General features: G+C 71.7%; 18 protein-coding genes. 4 read left to right on the top strand and 14 right to left on the bottom strand.

Annotated features, from left to right (window positions below):
• From trpA to hisI, 7 genes are all read right to left on the bottom strand, one after another.
• Window positions 1-705 (bottom strand): tryptophan synthase subunit alpha (gene trpA / locus GWK61_RS40475; RefSeq protein ID WP_194917025.1); only part of this gene is annotated, 705 nt, incomplete at its 3' end.
• Entirely contained in the window at window positions 702-1976 is a 1275-nt protein-coding gene (gene trpB, locus GWK61_RS40480; protein ID WP_267254498.1) for a tryptophan synthase subunit beta, read from the bottom strand. The genes trpA and trpB, both read right to left, overlap by 4 nt.
• Window positions 1977-2154: 178 nt before the next feature.
• Complete coding sequence (gene trpC, locus GWK61_RS40485; protein ID WP_194917026.1) at window positions 2155-2979, bottom strand: indole-3-glycerol phosphate synthase TrpC; 825 nt, start codon at window positions 2977-2979, stop codon at window positions 2155-2157.
• Window positions 2980-3232: 253 nt separating this feature from the next.
• The gene (locus GWK61_RS40490; RefSeq protein ID WP_194917027.1) at window positions 3233-3439 is read right to left on the bottom strand and encodes an HGxxPAAW family protein; all 207 of its coding nucleotides are present in this window, start codon (window positions 3437-3439) and stop codon (window positions 3233-3235) included.
• Window positions 3440-3515: 76 nt separating this feature from the next.
• Window positions 3516-4205: a TIGR02234 family membrane protein gene (locus GWK61_RS40495; RefSeq protein WP_194917028.1), complete on the bottom strand. Its 690-nt coding sequence runs from the start codon at window positions 4203-4205 to the stop codon at window positions 3516-3518.
• A gap of 146 nt (window positions 4206-4351) precedes the next feature.
• Window positions 4352-5920 carry an anthranilate synthase component I gene (locus tag GWK61_RS40500; protein WP_194917029.1) on the bottom strand — a complete coding sequence of 523 codons (1569 nt, stop codon included), beginning with the start codon at window positions 5918-5920 and terminating at the stop codon, window positions 4352-4354.
• Window positions 5917-6393, bottom strand: coding sequence for a phosphoribosyl-AMP cyclohydrolase (gene hisI, locus GWK61_RS40505; protein WP_228563746.1), 477 nt, complete (start codon window positions 6391-6393; stop codon window positions 5917-5919). Before hisI ends, GWK61_RS40500 begins: the two co-directional genes overlap by 4 nt.
• An 82-nt stretch (window positions 6394-6475) precedes the next feature.
• Between hisI and GWK61_RS40510 the strand changes: the two genes are divergently transcribed.
• Window positions 6476-6793 (top strand): hypothetical protein, encoded by a 318-nt coding sequence (locus GWK61_RS40510; protein WP_194917030.1) that lies wholly within the window; start codon window positions 6476-6478, stop codon window positions 6791-6793.
• Between the two features lie 61 nt (window positions 6794-6854).
• On the opposite strand, the gene GWK61_RS40515 is transcribed toward GWK61_RS40510, so the two are convergent.
• The gene (locus GWK61_RS40515) at window positions 6855-7403 is read right to left on the bottom strand and encodes a hypothetical protein (protein ID WP_194917031.1); all 549 of its coding nucleotides are present in this window, start codon (window positions 7401-7403) and stop codon (window positions 6855-6857) included.
• A 206-nt stretch (window positions 7404-7609) separates the two neighbouring features.
• Here GWK61_RS40515 and GWK61_RS40520 point away from each other — a divergent pair, with 206 nt between their 5' ends.
• Both GWK61_RS40520 and GWK61_RS40525 read left to right on the top strand, forming a co-directional pair.
• A complete protein-coding gene (locus GWK61_RS40520) occupies window positions 7610-8659 on the top strand; it encodes a LysR family transcriptional regulator (RefSeq protein WP_194917032.1) in 1050 nt (349 codons plus the stop codon).
• A gap of 78 nt (window positions 8660-8737) precedes the next feature.
• A complete protein-coding gene (locus GWK61_RS40525; RefSeq protein ID WP_194917033.1) occupies window positions 8738-9340 on the top strand; it encodes a DUF1707 SHOCT-like domain-containing protein in 603 nt (200 codons plus the stop codon).
• Between the two features lie 57 nt (window positions 9341-9397).
• Here the strand turns inward: GWK61_RS40525 and GWK61_RS40530 are convergent, their stop codons facing one another.
• A complete protein-coding gene (locus GWK61_RS40530; RefSeq protein ID WP_194917034.1) occupies window positions 9398-11230 on the bottom strand; it encodes an ABC transporter ATP-binding protein in 1833 nt (610 codons plus the stop codon).
• Window positions 11227-13023, bottom strand: coding sequence for an ABC transporter ATP-binding protein (locus GWK61_RS40535; protein ID WP_323747975.1), 1797 nt, complete (start codon window positions 13021-13023; stop codon window positions 11227-11229). Before GWK61_RS40535 ends, GWK61_RS40530 begins: the two co-directional genes overlap by 4 nt.
• A 482-nt stretch (window positions 13024-13505) precedes the next feature.
• Here GWK61_RS40535 and GWK61_RS40540 point away from each other — a divergent pair, with 482 nt between their 5' ends.
• Window positions 13506-14990: a hypothetical protein gene (locus GWK61_RS40540; RefSeq protein WP_194917035.1), complete on the top strand. Its 1485-nt coding sequence runs from the start codon at window positions 13506-13508 to the stop codon at window positions 14988-14990.
• On the opposite strand, the gene GWK61_RS40545 is transcribed toward GWK61_RS40540, so the two are convergent.
• From GWK61_RS40545 to GWK61_RS40560, 4 genes are read right to left on the bottom strand one after another with little or no spacing between them, the layout of a single operon-like run.
• Window positions 14967-15650 carry a response regulator gene (locus GWK61_RS40545; protein ID WP_194917036.1) on the bottom strand — a complete coding sequence of 228 codons (684 nt, stop codon included), beginning with the start codon at window positions 15648-15650 and terminating at the stop codon, window positions 14967-14969. The two genes, GWK61_RS40540 and GWK61_RS40545, sit on opposite strands and share 24 nt — an antisense overlap.
• Window positions 15647-17044: a sensor histidine kinase gene (locus GWK61_RS60090; protein ID WP_194917037.1), complete on the bottom strand. Its 1398-nt coding sequence runs from the start codon at window positions 17042-17044 to the stop codon at window positions 15647-15649. Before GWK61_RS60090 ends, GWK61_RS40545 begins: the two co-directional genes overlap by 4 nt.
• Complete coding sequence (locus GWK61_RS40555; protein ID WP_194917038.1) at window positions 17041-17889, bottom strand: ABC transporter permease subunit; 849 nt, start codon at window positions 17887-17889, stop codon at window positions 17041-17043. Before GWK61_RS40555 ends, GWK61_RS60090 begins: the two co-directional genes overlap by 4 nt.
• Entirely contained in the window at window positions 17886-18839 is a 954-nt protein-coding gene (locus GWK61_RS40560; RefSeq protein WP_194917039.1) for an ABC transporter ATP-binding protein, read from the bottom strand. Before GWK61_RS40560 ends, GWK61_RS40555 begins: the two co-directional genes overlap by 4 nt.
• Window positions 18840-18863 lie beyond the last annotated feature (24 nt).

Consider the following 18863-nt stretch of genomic DNA (forward strand, 5'->3'; position numbering starts at 1 on the left):
CACGAACGCCGACCCCACGATCACCCCGTCCGCATACCCCGCGATCTCCGCCGCCTGGTCCCCGGTCGACACCCCGAGCCCGACGCACACCGCCTGCTCCGTCGCCGCCCGGGTCCGCTCCACCAGCGCCCGCGCCGCGTGCCCGACCTGGTCCCGCGCCCCGGTCACCCCCATCACCGCCCCGGCGTACACGAACCCGTCGCACGCCTGCGCCGTCAGCGCGATCCGCTCCGGCGTGGAACTCGGCGCGACCAGGAACACCCGCTTGATGTCGTGCGCCTCGGTCGCCGCGATCCACGGCCCGGCCTCCTCGGGAATCAGGTCCGGCGTGATCACCCCGCTCCCGCCGACCGCCGCGAGCTCGCCGGCGAAGCGGTCGACGCCGTAGTGCTCGATCGGGTTCCAGTACGACATGATCAGCGCCGCAGCCCCGGTGTCGGCAACCGCCCCGGCCGCCCGGATGACGTCCGGCGTGCTGACCCCCCGCGCCAGCGCCTGGTCCGCCGCGGCCTGGATGACCGGCCCGTCCATCGCCGGGTCCGAGTACGGCAGCCCCACCTCGATGATGTCGCAGCCACCCTCGACCATCGCCCGCATGGCGTCGATGGACCCGTCCACCGACGGATACCCCGCCGGGAGGTAGCCGATGAGCACCGCGCGATTCTCCGCCCGCGCGCTCTTGAGAACGTCCTGAAGCCGGTTCACAGCTCTCCCCCCTCAAACCCGAAGTACGCCGCCGCCGTGTGCATGTCCTTGTCGCCGCGCCCCGAAAGGTTCACGACGATCACCGGCTCCCGCCCAAGCTCCTGCGCCAACCGCGGCGCAATCCGCAGCGCGCCAGCCAAGGCATGCGCCGACTCGATAGCCGGAATGATCCCCTCGGTCTCACACAGAACCCGGAAAGCGTCCATCGCCTCGCTGTCATCAACGGGCTCGTAGATCGCACGCCCGGTCGCATGCAGCCAGGCGTGCTCAGGTCCGACCGCCGGGTAGTCCAGACCCGCCGAGATGCTGTGGCTCTCCTTGGTCTGGCCGTACTCGTCCTGAAGAAGGAACGTACGCGTACCGTGCAGCACCCCGACAGACCCGCCGGTGATCGAAGCCGCGTGCAGCCCGGTCGAAACGCCAGAGCCGCCGGCCTCGAAGCCATACAGCTTGACCGACGAGTCCGGCACGAACGCGTGAAAAACCCCGATCGCATTGGACCCGCCGCCAACGCAAGCCGCCACAGCATCCGGCAGCGCGCCGGTCATCTCCAACGTCTGCCGCCGCGCCTCCACCCCGATGATCCGAGCGAAGTCGCGCACCATCGCCGGGAACGGATGCGGACCGGCGGCAGTACCGAGCAGGTAGTACGTCGTATCAGCACTGGCGACCCAGTCGCGCAGCGCCTCGTTGATCGCGTCCTTCAACGTCTGCGACCCGATCGCGACCGGCACCACCTCAGCACCGAGCATCCGCATCCGCGCGACGTTCAGCGCCTGCCGCTTGGTGTCCTCGGACCCCATGTACACGACGCAGTCCAGCCCGAGCAGCGCCGCCGCGGTCGCGGTGGCCACGCCGTGCTGACCGGCGCCGGTCTCGGCGATGACCCGGGTCTTGCCCATGCGCTTGGCGAGCAACGCCTGGCCGAGCACATTGTTGATCTTGTGCGAACCGGTGTGGTTCAGATCCTCCCGCTTGAGCAGGATCCGGGCCCCGGCCCGCCGGGACAGGTTCCGCGCCTCGGTGAGCAGGCTCGGACGATTGGCATAGTGCAGGAGAAGGTCGGCGAACTCCTGGTGGAACGCGGGATCGGTCTTCGAGGTCTCATAGGCCTCGGTGACCTCCTTCAACACGGCCATCAGCGCTTCGGGCATGAAGCGGCCGCCGAACAGGGCGTCGTCGGTGGGGAAGTGCCCGGTGCCGTCGGGCAGCGCGGCCGTGGCCGCGTACGCCGAGATGATCTCAGCGCGAGGATCTGTCTGGTCAGACATGGTGGATTCCCATGGATGGGTGATGTGTCGAGCTAGGACAGGAGCGAGTGACTACGCTTCCTGCCATCGCCGCGCCGCCGGGGCGTGCCGCCACCACGGTCGGCGGCGGGCCGCGGCCCTCGGCTTGCTCGACATCACGATCCTGGACTCTACCGTCTTCCGCCCTCGCGCGCGGCGCTCAGGCGCGACCGTTCCGCAGAGCGGGATGCGCACCGGCCGCCACCAGGTCGGCGACCGCGGCGCGCGGGTCCTTGCCGGTCACCAGCGACTCGCCGACCAGCACCGCGTCGGCGCCGGCGTTAGCGTAGGCGATGAGGTCGTGCGGGCCGCGCACCCCGGACTCGGCGACGCGCACGACGCCGTCCGGCACCAGCGGGGCCAGCCGCGCGAAGGTGTCGCGCTTGACTTCCAGGGTCTTCAGGTCGCGGGCGTTGACGCCGACCAGACGCGCGCCGGCGTCCAGCGCGCGCCGCACCTCTTCCTCGTCGTGCACCTCGACCAGCGGCGTCAGCCCGATGGAGACGGCGCGCTCGATCAGCGACTCCAGCGCCGGCTGCTCCAGCGCGGCGACGATCAGCAGCGCGAGGTCGGCGCCGTGCGCGCGGGCCTCCCACAGCTGGTAGCTGGTGACGATGAAGTCCTTGCGCAGGACCGCGATGTCGACCTTCTGGCGGACGTCGTCCAGGTCGGCCAGCGAGCCCCCGAAGCGCCGCTGCTCGGTCAGCACCGAGATGACGGTCGCGCCGCCGGCCTCGTAGTCGGAGGCCAGGCCTGCGGGGTCCGCGATGGCGGCGAGCGCGCCCTTGGACGGCGAGGAGCGCTTCACCTCGGCGATGACCTTCACGCCGTCGCCGCCGGCCCCGCCGCGGCGCAGCGCCTCGACGCCGTCGATCGCGCTGTCCATGCGGGCGACCTTGGCCTTCAGGTCGTCCAGGCTGATCTTCTCCTGGCGCTCGGCAAGGTCGAGGCGGACGCCTTCGATGATCTCGGCAAGTACGTTCACCGTCGTCAGCTCCCCTCGATCGCCTCACCAGATGGACTCCTACCGTCCGCGGTGTGGGCGGCGTGTCCGACGTCTCACTCTAGCGGCTCCGGAGGGGCTCCGAAGTCCAGTGATCTTCTGGTGGGACCAACGCACGCCCCGCGAAGCGCGCCGCCGGCCGGCCCGCGGGGCCGCGGATCCGCTGGTCCGCGGCCGGTTGCAGCCGTCGCAGCCGATGGCAGCCGGTCGCGGAACGCGCGCGGCTGCCCCGCCACTACTTCGCGGCGGCGCCGAGGCCCATCGCGGACATGGCCTTGCCGACGACCGGCGAGACCACGGCGATCGCGCCGCCGACGATGGCCAGCGCCGGCGTACCGATCACCAGGCCCGCGCCGCCGATCAGGAAGCCGATGATGCAGAGGAAGACAGCGGTCCACGCGGCCGGGGTGTTGCCGTGGCCTTCGTCGTGGGATGACGACATGGTGCTCCTAGTACTTACAGAGTACTTACAGATGGTCTAAGTCAGTCTCAGTCGGTTCCATTGTCACCGATTCGGCCTAATGCTCGGCGCGCGGGGTGGCTCCCGCCGGCTCGGCGGGCCCGGTGGGGTCCTCGCCACGGTCGAGGGCGTCCCAGAGATCCTTTGCCGTGCCGGTGTCGGCGGCACGCGCGGCGGTCTTGGAAGCGGCGTTCTCATAGCGCGACGACATGCCCGGCCAGGTCGCGCCGCGCACCACCGCCGCCACGCCGGCCAGCACCACCAGCACTCCGCCGACAGTCGCGAGGATCCACCAGGACGCCATGTGCGCGTCCATGGAGCGAGTCGCGTAGCCCTTGGCCGCCGCCTTGTCGGCCAGCACGCGGGAGGCGTGGCTCGCACCGTGCTCGCCGAACGCGTAGACCGCCACCCCGACACCGGCCGCGATCAGCAGCACGCCGACCAGCCGCCGGGCCAGCCGCTGGGTGGCGAACAGGGCGAGCGCGCCCGCCAGCGCGGTGAGGCCGAGCGCGGTGACGCCGGCGGACAGGTCGTCGCCGCTGGCCGTGACCTTGAGCGTGTTCGGAGCCACGCCGGCGACGCCGGTGGCCCAGGGGCGGCCGGCCGAGGCCCAGGCGATGATGCCGCCGAGCAGGGCGATCAGGACTGTGATGGTCAGCTCGCGGCGGTTTGTGCGGCGCGCGGCTTGGGCCGGGTCGGTGGGCTCGGCGGCCTGCGCAGGTGCCGGAGCCTCAGCAGACTCTGGCACGGCAGTGCTCACCGATTCGGTGGCGCCGGTGCCAATCTCGTCGGCAGCATCCGGCTCGCCAGGCTGCGCGGGCACCGCTGCCAAAGCCGCATCGCTCGCCGGGACCGCAGCCCCGCCCGCCTCAGTTCCCGAATCAGCACCCGAACTCACGCCGCACCGTCCCCGACAGCCCCGACCGCCCCCACCGCAGACCGCATCGTCCCCGCGACCGCGACCGCCTTCAGCACCGCCATCGCCTTGTTCCGGCACTCCTGGTCCTCCGAGGCCGGATCCGAGTCTGCCACGATCCCGGCGCCGGCCTGCACGAACGCCACGCCGTCGCGCATCAGCACCGTGCGGATCGCGATCGCGGTGTCGGCGTCACCGGCGAAGTCCAGGTAGCCGACGATGCCGCCGTACAGGCCGCGCCGCGTGGGTTCGTTCTGCTCGATGATCTCCATCGCGCGCGGTTTCGGCGCGCCGGAGAGCGTGCCGGCCGGGAAGGTCGCCGTCACCGCGTCGAAGGCGGTCTTGCCCGGCGCCAGGTCGCCGATCACGGTCGACACGATGTGCATCACGTGGCTGTAGCGCTCGACGGCCATGAAGTCGACGACCTCCACCGAGCCCGGGCGGCTGATCCGCCCCAGGTCGTTGCGGCCGAGGTCGACCAGCATCAGGTGCTCGGCGCGCTCCTTCGGGTCGGCCAGCAGGTCGGCGGCCAGCTGCGCGTCCTGCTCCGGGTCCGCGCCGCGGGGGCGCGTGCCGGCGATCGGGTGCAGCATCGCACGGCCCTCGGTGACCTTCACCAGCGCCTCCGGGGAGGAGCCGACGATGTCGAAGCCGTCGTGCGCGCTGCCGTCCGGGCCCGGGACGCGCAGCAGGTACATGTACGGGCTCGGATTCGTCGCCCGCAGCACCCGGTAGACGTCCAGCGCCGAGGCCGACACCTCGGCCTCGAAGCGCTGGCTCACCACGATCTGGAAGGCCTCGCCGGACTTGATCTCCTCGATGCAGCGCAGCACCGTCTCGCGGTAGTCCTCGGACGTGCGGTTGGCGGTGAACTGCGGCGCGACGGCCGGGTCGTACACCACCGGCGTGTTCACCATCGGCGCGTTCAGCGCGGCGGTCATCGCGTCCAGCCGCTCGACGGCGCGCACGTAGGCCGCGTCCACACCCGTGGGCAGATTGTCATAGTTAACGACGTTCGCGATCAGCCACACTGAGCCGTCAGCGTGGTCCAGCACCGCCAGGTCCAGGCTGAGCAGGAACGTCAGCTCCGGAATCCGCAGGTCGTCCTTGGCCAGCTCGGGCAGCCGCTCCAGGCGGCGCACCGCGTCGTACCCCATGTAGCCGACCAGGCCGCCGGTCAGCGGCGGCAGCCCCGGAAGTCGCGGTGTGTGCAGTAGTTCCAGCGTCTCGCGCAGCACGTCCATCGGGTCGCCGGAGGCCGGCAGCCCGACCGGCGGCTCGCCGATCCAGTGCGCGACCCCGTCCTGCTCGCTCAGCGCCGCGCCGGTGCTGACGCCGACGAAGGAGTACCGCGACCAGATGCCGTGCTCGGCCGACTCCAGCAGGAAGGTGCCGGGCCGCTCCCCGGCGAGCTTGCGGTACAGCCCGACCGGCGTCTCACCGTCGGCCAGCACACGCCGCACCACCGGGATCACCCGGCGGTCTGCGGTCAGCTCGCGGAAGGTCGGCAGGTCCGGGGTGTCCACCCCGGGGGGAAAGGCCGTCATGCCGCCGATTCTCCCAGAGCCCCGCGCGCCGCCGACGGCAAGTCCGGATATCCGTCCGTTGACGCCTCGGCACTCCGCTCCGCACTCCCCTCGGCGGACGATTCCGCAGCCGCCCCCAGCGGCAGGTCACCGGCGTCGAAGCAGGTCCGGTCCCCGGTGTGGCACGCCCCGCCGCTCTGGTCCACCTTCAGCAGCACCGCGTCCCCGTCGCAGTCCAGCGCCGCGGCCTTGAGGATCTGCACGTTCCCGGACGTGTCCCCCTTGGTCCAGTACTCCTGCCGCGAGCGCGACCAGTACGTGACCCGGCCGCTGGTCAGCGTCCGCCGCAGCGCCTCGTCGTCCATCCACGCCAGCATCAGCACCTCGCCGGTGTCGTGCTGCTGCGCGATCGCGGCGAACAGGTCGTGCTCGTCGCGCTTGAGCCGGGAGGCGATCGCCGGGAGGAGGGCTGAGGTGGGGACTTCGTCGGTCATGCACCCATTGTCTCCCGGGTGCCGACGGCCGGATCGGGCGGGTTCAGCCCGCGGACGGCGGAGGCACGGGATAATCGTGCCCATGGACGTGAACCCGGAGTTCGAGGACGTCGCCGCGGAGCTGGCGCCGCGCGGTGTGGTGGTAGGCAACGTCTTCGGGTCCCGGGCCCTGAAGTCCGGCAGCAAGGCCTTCGCCTGCCTGCTCAAGGGCGGCACGGTGGCCTTCCGCCTGGGCGCCGGCACTCCGGACCACACCGCCGCGCTCGCCCTGGAAGGCGCACATCTGTTCGATCCGTCCGAGCGCGACCAGCCGTTCAAGGACTGGGTCGAGGTGCCGCCCGCGCACGAGGAGTCCTGGATGCGCTTCGCCGTCGCGGCGCTGGACCACCTTGACGCCTAGTGACGCATAGTGCCGCCGACCGACGCCACACGGGCGACGGCCGGCGACCCCCCGATCGGACTCATCCCCGCGAACGACGCCCCTTGTCGGACGCGACATACGCATTCGACGACGGCAGCCACAGGGCCACCACCATCAGCACCGCGCACGCCAGCTCGGCGACGTCGAACACGTGCAGCAGCCCCGGCGTCTGGTCGCGGACGTCGATCGCCGCCATGACCACGGCGACCGCCGCGAGCAGCGTCGCGACGATCCGCAGCTTGCGCGCGCCGCGGGCGATCGGCCGGAACAGCGCCAGGTAGCCCAGCGCGAGCACGATGCCGACGTAGGCGCGTGCCTGGAGGGTTCCGTATTCCTGGTTGACCGCGTCGTCGATCAATGAGCCGAGGTCCAGGCCGGCGGACTGGCCGCCGGTCACCTGGTTCACGGCGTCGGTGGCCATGCCGTGCAACAGCGACTTGCCGTCGGTCAGGGCCACCACCGCGTTGGCGAGGGTGGCCACGGCGGCCAGGACCGCGAGCGCGGCGGCGGCCTTGATCGTGGCTGGCCGGGTGGGCGCGTCGGCATAGGCGCGCCTGGTTGTCCGGTCACGGGTGTCTTGGATACTCACAACGGTCTTCCTCCTACGACGGCATGGCGAAGCAGCCGTCAGGCGGCTTGAGAAGGTGGGATTGGTGGTGCGCAGCGAGTCTGCTACGGCGTCCGCACGCCGGTAAACACCTCAGGGCTGTCATCGCGGACAGTTCACAGGTAACTGAGATCAGTTCCCTGTCACCTGATCCGGTGGACACCGCGCTCTTGTGCTGTACTGCCGTGATGGACCGCGCCGACCTGCCGCCCCCGCTGCTGGACGCCACCTTCGACCAACTCCGTACCCTGACGGTCGTGTACGAGACCGGGTCGGCGCTGCGGGCGGCCCGGGTGCTGGAGCGCGAGCAGTCCAGCGTGCAGAAGCAGCTGGACACGCTGAACCGGATGTTCCAGCGGATGTGCGGCGAGCAGCTGGTGCTGCGGGCCGGGCGCGGCAAGGACTTCCTGTTCACGCCGACCGGCGAGGCGGTGGTGGAGCTGAGCCGCCGCACGCTGGCGGACTGGACGCGCGGCGTGCACGCGGCACGCCGGCGCCTGGGCCGGCGGCTGACGGTCGGCACCACGGAGCTGATGCTGCCGTTCCTGGCCGGGGCCCGGGAGCGGATCGCCGAGGCGCTGGCGGGGATGGGAGTGCAGCTGCACGTCGTGCACATCCGCACCCGGGATCTGGCCCGCACGCTGGAGGCGAACGAGGTCGACGTGGTGTGCGGCTCCATGGTGGTCCCGGCCGGCGGCACCGAGCACCGCGAGCGCTACGACGTCGTCGAGCGCTACCGCAGCCGACTCGCGCTGCTGACGAACCTGGCACCGGTCCACCTGCCGGACGCGCCGGTGGACGGCGAGCAGCTGGCGAAGCTGCCGCTGGCGCTGCCCACGGACGGTCTGATCACCGAGTTCACGGCGCACTGGTACGGCCCCGGCTACCGCGAGCGGCTGACGATCGCCGCCGACATCAGCGATCTGACATACGGCTTCTCGCTCCTGATCTCGGGCCTGGTCGCCGGCTGCATGCTGGTCACCGAGGGCATCGCGCACGCCGCCGCGACCGGTTCGCTGGCGACCGCGGCGGGCCTGCGGCGGGTGCCGCTCGGCGACGGCTTCACCCCGGATCTGGAGTTGCTCACCGGCGCGTTCGCGCTGCGCGGGGAACGGTCCCGGATCCCGCCGGGGCATCCGCTGGCGCTGCTGTGGGAGGCGTTCGAGGCCGAGGTCGAGGCCCACACGCCGGGGGTTCTGGCCCTGGAGGGCCGGGACGAGCGGTCGGCGGCGGTCTAGCCGGATGTCGGCTGGGGTCGGGCGGCCGTTTGCGATATAACGTGAAGGGAATCGCGACCACGTGGAAGGGACCTGCGGATGTCGAGCGAGCCGGCCAAGTCACCCGCACTGCGCGCCTCCGACGCGGACCGCGACCGGGTCATCGACACGCTGCGCGCCGCGGTCACCGACGGCCGGCTCGATCCGGCCGAGTACGACGAGCGCGTCGAGACGGCGCTGTCGGCGCGCACCTTCGAGGCGCTGGCGCCGCTGACGGCCGACCTGGGTTCGGGTCCCGGCGCCGGGTCGGCAAAACCCGCCACCAAGCGGATCGTCGTCAGGCAGAAGCACGGGGTGGTGCGCCGCGACGGCGACTGGATCCTGCCGGAACGCCTGGTGGTGCGCACAAGGTGGTCCGGTGTCGAGCTGGACCTGACGCAGGCCGTGCGTACCGGGCCGGAGCTGACCATCGAGCTTCGCGTGGTCGGCGGTGGGGTGGTACTGGTGCTGGCTCCGGACATGGTGGTGGACGCCAACGATCTGGCGATCAAGTTCGGCGCATCGACGATCATCCGGGACGCCGGCGACGGGACGCCCACGAACCTCCGGATCCGCATCGTGGGCCGCCTGAAGCACGGCGGCGTCGAGACGCGTTTCAACACCCCGGGTGCCGAGAAGCCCCCGGCGGCGGCTGCGGGCTGACCGGAGAGTGCTGACCGGAAGCAAGACCCGGCCAGCGCGCCCCGTCACAGCCCCCTGCTACGACGACTGCTGCCGAGCCCAGCTCTCGTACAGCCCCGAGTACACCCCGCCGGCGCCCACGAGCTCCCGGTGCGGCCCGCGCTCCACGATCCGCCCGGCGTCGAACACGAACACCTCGTCGGCGGCCTCGGCGGTGGACAGCCGGTGCGCGATGGCGATCGACGTCCGGCCGCGCGTCAGACCGTCCAGGGCCCGCGTGATCCGCACCTCGGTGGCCGGGTCGACGGCGGAGGTGGCCTCGTCCAGGACCAGCAGGTCCGGGTCGGCGATGTAGGCCCGGGCCAGCGCGACCAGCTGCCGCTCCCCCGCCGACAGCGAATCGCCGCGCTGCCCGACCCGGGTGGCGAGCCCGTCGGGCAGGCCGTCGAGCCAGTCGGTCAGGCCCAGGTCCTCGAACGCGCGGCGCACCTCGGCGTCGGTGGCGCCGGGCTTGCCGTAGCGGACGTTGTCGCCGACGGTCATGTCGAACAGGAAGCCGTCCTGCGGCACCATCACCATGCGGGAGCGCAGGGTCTCGAAGTCCACGTCCTTCAGCGGTACGCCGTTGAGCAGGATCCGGCCGGAGCTCGGGTCCATCAGCCGGGTCAGCAGCTTGGCGAACGTCGTCTTGCCCGAGCCGGTCTCGCCGACCACGGCCACCCGCGTGCGCGGCGTGATCTGCGTGCTCAGCGAATGCAGCACCGGGGCACCGCCGGGGTAGGCGAACACGACGTCCTCGAACCCGACGCCCAGCGGCCCGTCCGGCGGCGTGACGCCTGCCGTGCCCGGGTCCCCCACGTCCGGCGGCTGCTCCAGCAGGCCGACGATGCGGCGCCAGCCGGCGATCGCGTTCTGCGCCTCGTTCAGCTGCTCGGTGGCGAACTGCACCGGCGAGATGAACAGGTTCACCAGGAACAGCATCGCCGTCAGATCGCCGGCGGACAGGTGGCCGCCGACCCCGATCGCCACCCCGACGACCACGATCGCGGCGTTGACCAGCCCGGCGACCAGCTCGCCCATCGAGAACGTGACGACGATCAGCCGCTGGGTCCGCACCTGGGAGTCGCGGGTGTCGTCCACGGCCGCGCCGATCCGGCGGCCGGCGCGGTCCTCGATCCCGTAGGCGCGCAGCACGTCGGCGCCGACCAGCGCCTCGGAGACCTCGCCGAGCATCTTCCCGTAGCGCCGCCGCACCTTGCGGTACGCGCGGCCGGTGCGGCCCTGGATCTTGCGCATGACCAGGAACATCGGCACGAAGCAGACCCAGACCAGGAGCGTCAGCTGCCAGGAGAACACGGCCATCACGATCGTGACGACCACGACCTGCGCGACGGCCACGAACAGCTGCATGCCGCCCTGCTGGATGAACACCGTGACCGTGTCGATGTCGCTGGTGACCCGGCTGACCAGGGCGCCGCGCTGCTCGGCCTGCTGGTGCAGCAGCGACAGGTCGTGGACGTGGCGGAACGCCTTGGTGCGCACCTCGGCCAGCCCGCGCTCGCTGGAGGTGTAGAGGCGGAAGTTCATCAGGTACGCCGACAGCGCGGTGATCAGCACGGCCACAGCGCTGAGGGCGACCATGGTGCGCACCTCGCCGTAGTCGGGGCCGCCCTTGGCGAGGATCCCGTGGTCCAGCGTCTGCTGCACGGTCAGGGGGATCACGATCCGGCCGACGGTGGCGATCAGCGCCAGGGCCACCGTCCAGCCCAGGCCCTTGGTGAAGGCCGGGGCCAGGCGGACGCCGCGGCGCAGGACGGCGTAGCCGCCGTCGAGGGCTTCAGGGAGCTGATAGCCGCCGGGAGTGGTCGTCGTCACTTCGGCCTCGTCGAGATCAGCGGTCGCGGTGCTCATCGGCCGGCCTCCTGCAGCTCGCTGTCGCGCTTCTCGCTGTCCCGCTTCTCACTCTCGTGCGCCGCGTCGCGCTCTTCGTGGTCGCGCTCGTAGGCGGTGATCAGGTCGCGGTACCCCTCGCACCGCTCGACCAGCTCCAGGTGCGGGCCGCGGTCCACGACCCGGCCGTGCTCCACGTACACCACCTCGTCGGCCAGCGCGATCGTGGCCTTGCGGTAGGCGACCACCAGGACCGTGGAGGCCAGCGTGCCCCGGCTGGCGGCGTCCCGCAGCCCGCCCAGGATCGCGGCCTCGACCTGCGGGTCGACGCTGGCGGTGCAGTCGTCCAGGATCAGCAGCCGGGGCCGGCGTATCAGCGCCCTGGCCAGCGCCAGCCGCTGCCGCTGGCCGCCGGACAGCGTCGCGCCGCGCTCGCCGATGACCGCGTCCAGGCCCTCGGGCAGCCGCTGCACGAACCGGTCGGCCTGCGCCAGCCGCAGTGCGGCCCAGACCTGCTCGTCGTCGGCGTCGCCGTCCAGGCGGATGTTGTCGCGGATGCTGTCGGCGAACAGGAACGTCTGCTGCGGGACCAGCGAGACCTGCGCCGGGATCTGGCCGCGGGCGAACTCGCGGACGTCGGTGCCGTCCAGCCGGACGGTGCCGCTGTCGGGGTCGGCGAGCCGGGCGAGCAGGCCGGTGAGCGTGGACTTGCCGGCGCCGGTCGGCCCGACCAGGGCCACGGTCGAGCCGGGCCGCAGGGTCAGATCGACGTCGCGCAGGATCGCCTGGCCGTCGTAACCGAAGCTGACGTGCTCCAGGCGGACGTCGGCCGCGCCGCTCGAAGGCGCCTGCCGCGTGCCGTACTCCATGTCGCCCTGGGCCTGCAGCACGGCCTTGACCCGGCTGAAGCCGACCACCGAGCGCGGCAGCTCGCCCAGGACCCAGCCGATGGCGCGCAGCGGGAAGGCCAGCAACGTGATCAGGTACGCGACCTGCACGACCTGCCCGGCCTGGATCGCGCCGGAGGCCACCCGGGAGGTGCCGACCAGCAGCGCGACCAGCACGCCGAGGTTGGGGACGGCCTCCAGCGCCGGGTCGAAGAACGCGCGGGCCCGGCCGGCGGCGATGTTGGCGTCGCGCAGCCGGTCGGCGGCTTCCGCGAAGCGCTCGGTCTCCACGTCCTCGCGGCCCAGGGTCTTCACGACCAGGCCGCCGTCGAACGACTCGTGCGCGATCTCCGCGACGCCGGCCCGCATCTCCTGGGCGGCAGCCAGCCGGGGCGCGGCGAAGCGCTGGTACACGGTGTTCAGCACGATGATCGCCGGGAACAGCAGGAACCCGATGATCGCCAGCACCGGGTCGGTGAGCACCATCGACACCAGGGCCGCGACCATCATGATCAGCACGCCCAGGGACATCGGCAGCGGGGCTATGAACTGCCACGTCATGTCCACGTCGGAGCCGGCGTTGGAGAGCAGCTGGCCGGTGGGGTGCCGGCGGTGCCAGGACAGCGGCAGTTGCAGGTACCGGTCGGAGACCGCGCGCCGGTAGCGCGACTGCAGGCGGAACTGCATCACGCCGGCGAGCAGGCGCCGGCCGATGATGCCCATCACCTTGGCCAACGCCACGCCGAGGATCAGCAGCCCGGCGGTGAGCGTGGCCCCGACCGGCACCTTGCCGGCCCTGAACGCCGGGAGCACCGCGTGGTCGGTGGCCCAGCCCACGGCCCAGGCCGCGCCGACGGTCATGATCCCGTAGACCGCGCTGCCGGTGACCGCCGCGGCGAAGACCCGCGGCTCGGTCCGGATCGCCACCCCGAGCAATCCGAACCCTCTTCTCAGGATGGATCCCTGCGCGCGCGCAGTTGTCTGTAAACTCTCCGTGCTCAACTCATCCCACCCATGTCACGACGACTGCCTGCCCAGGCACCACTGTGGCGGACAACACCGGGCCGGGTAAAACCCATTCCGGATGCGCAGGTATTACTCCCGATTTGCTTCGGTCACCGACACACCGGGGGCATACTGCGACTACACCGATGGCATCTTGCAACCAAACTGGTGTACGCAAGTGTTTATAGGTAAAGAGCTCAGCATGACCGCCACCGGCACGCCGGGGCACGCACCACCTTCGCGCAGGAGTTGCCGCCCGGTGCCGGGCTTGTCCTGGTCGGAGTGTTCGTACGGCCGGTCAGCGGGGCCGGCGCGGTTTTACTCGCACTGGTGTGCGGGTACTACCAACTCCTGAGGGGGCCGCGACCAACGTCGATCGCGGCCGGTGATGGAACGGGGGAGACATGGGCGGGGACGGGCCGCGCGATGTCAGGGTGCAGGAGGCCGTCAAAGGCCTGGCGGAGAACCCGGCGTTGCCGCCGGACATGGTGTTCCGGCTGCTCGCGTGGCCGGGCGAGCTGCGGGGGGTGGCCGAACGGCCGGACCTGACCGACGCGATGGTCGCCGAGATCATCGCTCGCGACAACCGCTGGCAGGTGCACGCGCTGGCGCTGAACCCGTGGCTGTGCCACAAGTTCCGGATGCTGTTGGCGCGGCACGGCGACCCCGGGATCCGGGCCGCGGTCGTGGTCGGCGGCGAGGTCGGCGCGGCCTGCCCGGATCAGCGCCCGGACCAGCACTCGGACCAGCGGCCTGATCAGCAGTCTGGCCAGCAGTCTGGCCAGCACCGGGACCAGCAGCGCGATCAGCGGCGGGAGCTGTTCGAGGCGCTGATCGACGACGACTCGCGCGAGGTCCGCGAGACCCTGGCGCGCACCGAAGGCCTCCCGGCGGACCTGCGCGCCCGGTTGGCCGCCGACCCCGACCCGCAGATCCGCGTCATGCTCGCGCAGTGGTGGTCCGGGGCCCCGGAGAACGTGCGCGAGGCCCTGCTCGGCGACCCGGACGAGAAGGTCCGCTCGGCGGCCTTCTCCGCCTACTTCCGCTACCTGGTCCTCGACGACACCCTGATCGACCTGCTGGCCCGGGACCCGGAGAGCGCGGTGCGGGCGCAGCTGGCCGCGCGCCCCGACCTGCCGGAGGAGATGCTCAGCGTCCTTACTCGGGATCCCAGTCCGGTGGTGCGGCTGGCCGTGTTCGCCCGCCCCGACACCCCCGTTGCGGTCCGGGCGGCCGTGCACGCGGACATCACCGACCACGCCCCGACCCTGGACGACCTGATCGCCGCCGACGACGAGTACGGCCTGGTCTTCGAGTACCTCCAGGCCGGCTCGGCCCTGGGCATGCTGCGGCCGGCCTGGGTCACGGCCGAGGCCGAGCGCCACGTCGACTCCCCGTACCCCTGTTTCCGCGCCGCCGCCGCGCTCAGCACGAAGCTGCCGATCGAGACCGTGCGGCGACTGCTGGACGACGAGGACGAACAGGTCCGCATGACGATGGTGCGCACCGCGCCGCACCTGGTCGACCCGGCGCGCGCCGAACGGATCGAGCGCCTGCACCAGTGGGACGACCTGACGATGTGGTGGGAGTACGAACCCGTGCTCACGCATTCCGCGGAGACGATGGAGCGCTTCGCCGTCGATCCGGAGCCGCGACTGCGGGCCCTGGCCTCCGGCCATCCGGACCTGTCGGCGGATCTGGCCGTGCGGCTGGCGGCCGATCCGGAGGCCTCGGTGCGCGCGGCCGTGGCCGGACATCGGAACCTGCCGACCGCGAACCTGGCGGCCCTGCTCGCCGACGCCTCCGAGCGCGTGGTCCACGCCGCCGCGGCCTCGCCGCACCTGCCGCTGGACGAGATGGACCGGCTACTTGTCCGCGCCGGGTTGTGAGCCGGCGGCGACCAGCCCGACCTCGTAGGCGAACACCACGGCCTGGACCCGGTCGCGCAGCTCCAGCTTCGGCAGGATCCGGCTGACGTGGGTCTTCACCGTGGCCTCGGACAGGCCCAGGGTCTCGGCGATCTCGGCGTTGGACCGGCCGCGGGCGATTTCGACCAGGACCTCGCGCTCACGGTCGGTCAGCCGCTCCAGGCGCTCGTCGGCGCGCGGCCCGGCGCCGGCCGGATCGATCTGGCGTGCGAAGGCCTCGATGAGCTGGCGGGTGATGCGCGGGGCGACCACGCCGTCGCCGGCGGCCACGGTGCGGATGCCGGCGATGAGGTCGGCGGGGTGCGCGTTCTTGAGCAGGAAGCCGGCGGCGCCGGCGCGCAGCGCGGCGAAGGCGTACTCGTCGAGGTCGAAGGTGGTGAGGATGAGGACGCGGGAGGGCAGGTCGGCGGCGGTGATGCGGGCGGTGGCCTCGATGCCGTCCACGCCGGGCATGCGCACATCCATCAGCACCACGTCGGGTCTGAGCTCGACGGCCTTCGCCACGGCCTCGGCGCCGTTGCCGGCCTCGCCGACCACCGCGACGTCGGGCTGCGCCTCCAGCACCATGCGGAAGCCCATGCGCAGCAGCGGGGCGTCGTCGACCAGCAGGACGTCGATCACGCGGGCTCCCCGGGCACGACTGTCACCGGTACCCGCGCGTGCACGCGCCAGCCGCGGCCGACGCCGCGCGGCCCGGCTTCCAGCTCGCCGCCGAAGGCTGCCACGCGCTCCTTCATGCCGGCGATTCCGTGGCCGCCGGCTTCGGCGGCGATCTCGCCTAGCTCGCCGATCCCGGCGATCCCGCTGATCCTGCCGATTCCGCCGGTCCCGCCGCCGAGCGCCGCGGCCGCGTTCGCCGCGACGTTGCCGTCGTCGAGCACCGTCACTTCTATGGCCTCCTGGCCGAAGTCCAGCCGGACCCGCGCCGACGCGCCGGGTTCGGCGTGCTTGCGGGTGTTGGTCAGGGCCTCCTGGACCACCCGGAACACCGCGAGCTCGACGCCCGAAGACAGGTCCGGCCGCACGCCGCTGACCACCAGCTCCACCGGCAGCCCTGCGACGCGCACCTCGGCAAGCAATGTGTCCAGCTGCGCGAGCCCGGGCTGCGGATGCAGTTCGGCCATGGTGGCGCCAGCCGAGCCGCGCAGGACACCGAGGACGCGCTGCATGTCGGTGATCGCCTGGCGGCCGACCTCCGAGGCCTTCGCGACCGCTTCGGCCGCGCGGTCCGGCGAGGTGTGCACGGCATAGGAGGCGCCGTCGGTCAGCGCGACCATCACCGACAGGCTGTGCGTGACGACGTCGTGGACCTCCCGCGCGATCGACGCGCGCTCGGAGGCCGCCGCGATCTGCGCCTGCTGGTCGCGTTCGAACTCCAGGCGCCGCGCGCGTTCCTCCAGCGTCGCGAAGTAGGCGCGCCGGGTGCGGGTGTTGACGCCGAGCACCGCCGCAGCCGTGACCATGCCGGAGACGAACACGAAGACGCGCAGCGTGCCGTTCCCGCTCGACCAGGACGCCGCGACCATCACCGCGCCTATCTCCATGACTCCGATGGCGGCCAGCGTGCGGCGGATCGGGGCGTGCGCGGCGATCGAGTAGAGCGCGATCAGCGGCGCGAAGTCCACCTGGGGCATCAGCATGTCGAAGGCCCATTGCCCGAACGCGAACGCCGCCACGACCGCGAACACCCCGGTCGGGTAGCGCCGCCGCAGCGCCAGCGGCAGGAAGAAGCCGAACATCAGGATCCAGCCCAGGACGGGTTGGTGCGCCGGACGCAGGTACAGGTGGCCGCTGAACGGCACCAGCACCGCCGCCACCGACAGGGAATCCACCGTCGTGGGATGCGCGGCGGCCCACTGCTGGGCCCTCCGCAGGGCGTTCTCCATGCCCGCGGCCTGCAGGAAGCGCTTCATCCCCGGCGAGCTCAGCCACGCCGACACCGTGGTCGGCGCGTCCACGACGGCCCGAAGACCCCGACGGCTGCCGGGGTCTTCGGGGACGGTCGCAGAGCTCACGCGTCTCGTTTCTTCAGCAGGACGGCCGCCGCGGCCATCGCCACCACAGCGTAGCCAACGAACAGGGCGAACCCGGCCCACGGCTTCATGTCCGGCGACGTCGTGGTCAGCGCCATCACCCGCTGCCCGGCGTTGCTCGGCAGGTAGGGGTTGATGTGGTCGCCCCAAGAGGTGAGGTTCAGGACCTCGCCGAGGACCGGCAGGACCAGCAGGATGCCGAACAGCGACGCGATGGCGCCGGCCGTGCTCCGGATGATCGCGCCCAGGGCCACCCCGAGCAGCCCGACGACTGTCAGGTAGAGGCCCTCGCCGAACACCGCGCGCAGCACGCCGGGGTCGGAGATGCTCTTGTTGATGTGGATCGAGCTGAAGATCGACTGCGAGAGGAAGAAGCAGACGAACGCGGTGATCGTCATGACGACCCAGGCCACGACCGTGAACACCAGCGCCTTGGCCCACAGCACCGGCAGGCGCTTGGGCGCGGCGGCCAGCGAGGCCCGGATCATGCCGGTGGTGTACTCACCGGTGATCATCATGACCCCGAGCACCCCCACCGCGAGCTGCCCGAGGAACACCCCGCGCATCGGGTCGGCGACCGGGTCGACCTCCTTCTGCCGGGCCGCGCTCATGTGCGGGTAGTGGCTCTTCATCGCCAGGCTGAACAGCAGCGCGATGGCGATCATCGCCCCGACGCCGGCGATCAGCGACCAGCGCGAGGAGCGCAGCGTGCGGAACTTGATCCACTCGCTCTTGATGATCCGGCCCTGCGTCACCTTGCCGGTGTGGACGCGCCGGGCCGGCGTGGCGCCCGTGGGGCCCGTGGGGCTCTGTGCGACGGCGGTCACGCGTTCACCTCGACCTCAGTGGTGGCCGCCTCGCCAGCGGACTTCTGCGCCGGGGCGCGGTACTCCACGGCGTCCCCGGTGAGCTCCATGAACGCCTCTTCCAGCGAGGCCTCATGCGGAGCGAGCTCGAACAGCGTGATCCGGTTCTCGGCCGCGATGGTGCCGATCCGGTCGCTGGTCAGGCCCTGGACCTGCAGCTCACCCTCGACCGAGGAGGAGACGGTGACATCCGGACCGGCCAGCAACTCCCGCAGCTTGGCGGCATCCGGCGTCCGCACCTTGACACTGCCGGTGGACGCGCGCGAGATGAACTCGGCCACCGACGTGTCGGCGATGAGCTTGCCCTGCCCGATCACGATGAGGTGCTCGGCGGTCAGCGCCATCTCGGACATGAGGTGGCTGGAGACGAAGACCGTCCGGCCCTCGGAGGCCAGGTTCTTGAGCAGGTTCCGGATCCACAGGATGCCCTCGGGGTCGAGCCCGTTGACCGGCTCGTCCAGGATCAGCGTGTCCGGGTCGCCGAGCAGCGCGCTGGCGATACCGAGCCGCTGCCCCATACCGAGGGAGAAGCCCCCGGCCCGCTTCTTGGCCACGTCGCGGAGCCCGACGAGGTCGATGACCTCGTCGACGCGCGACTGCTCAATGCCGGTGGTGGCGGCCAGCGCCAGCAGGTGGTTGTAGGCGGTACGCCCGGTGTGGATGGCCTTGGCCTCCAGCAGCGCACCGACCTCATGCAGCGGCGCGGAGTGCTCGGCATAGGCCTTGCCGTTGACGGTCACCGCCCCGGAGGTAGGCCGGTCCAGCCCCAGGATCATGCGCATCGTGGTGGACTTCCCAGCCCCGTTCGGGCCGAGGAAGCCGGTCACCACGCCGGGGCGGACGGTGAAGGACAAGTCGGAGACGGCGGTCTTGTCGCCGTAGCGTTTAGTCAGGCTGCGTGCCTCGATCATGCGGCAACGCTATGGGGCGGGGGG

It is taken from the genome of Catenulispora rubra, assembly GCF_015356825.1.
Lineage (GTDB): Bacteria > Actinomycetota > Actinomycetes > Streptomycetales > Catenulisporaceae > Catenulispora > Catenulispora rubra.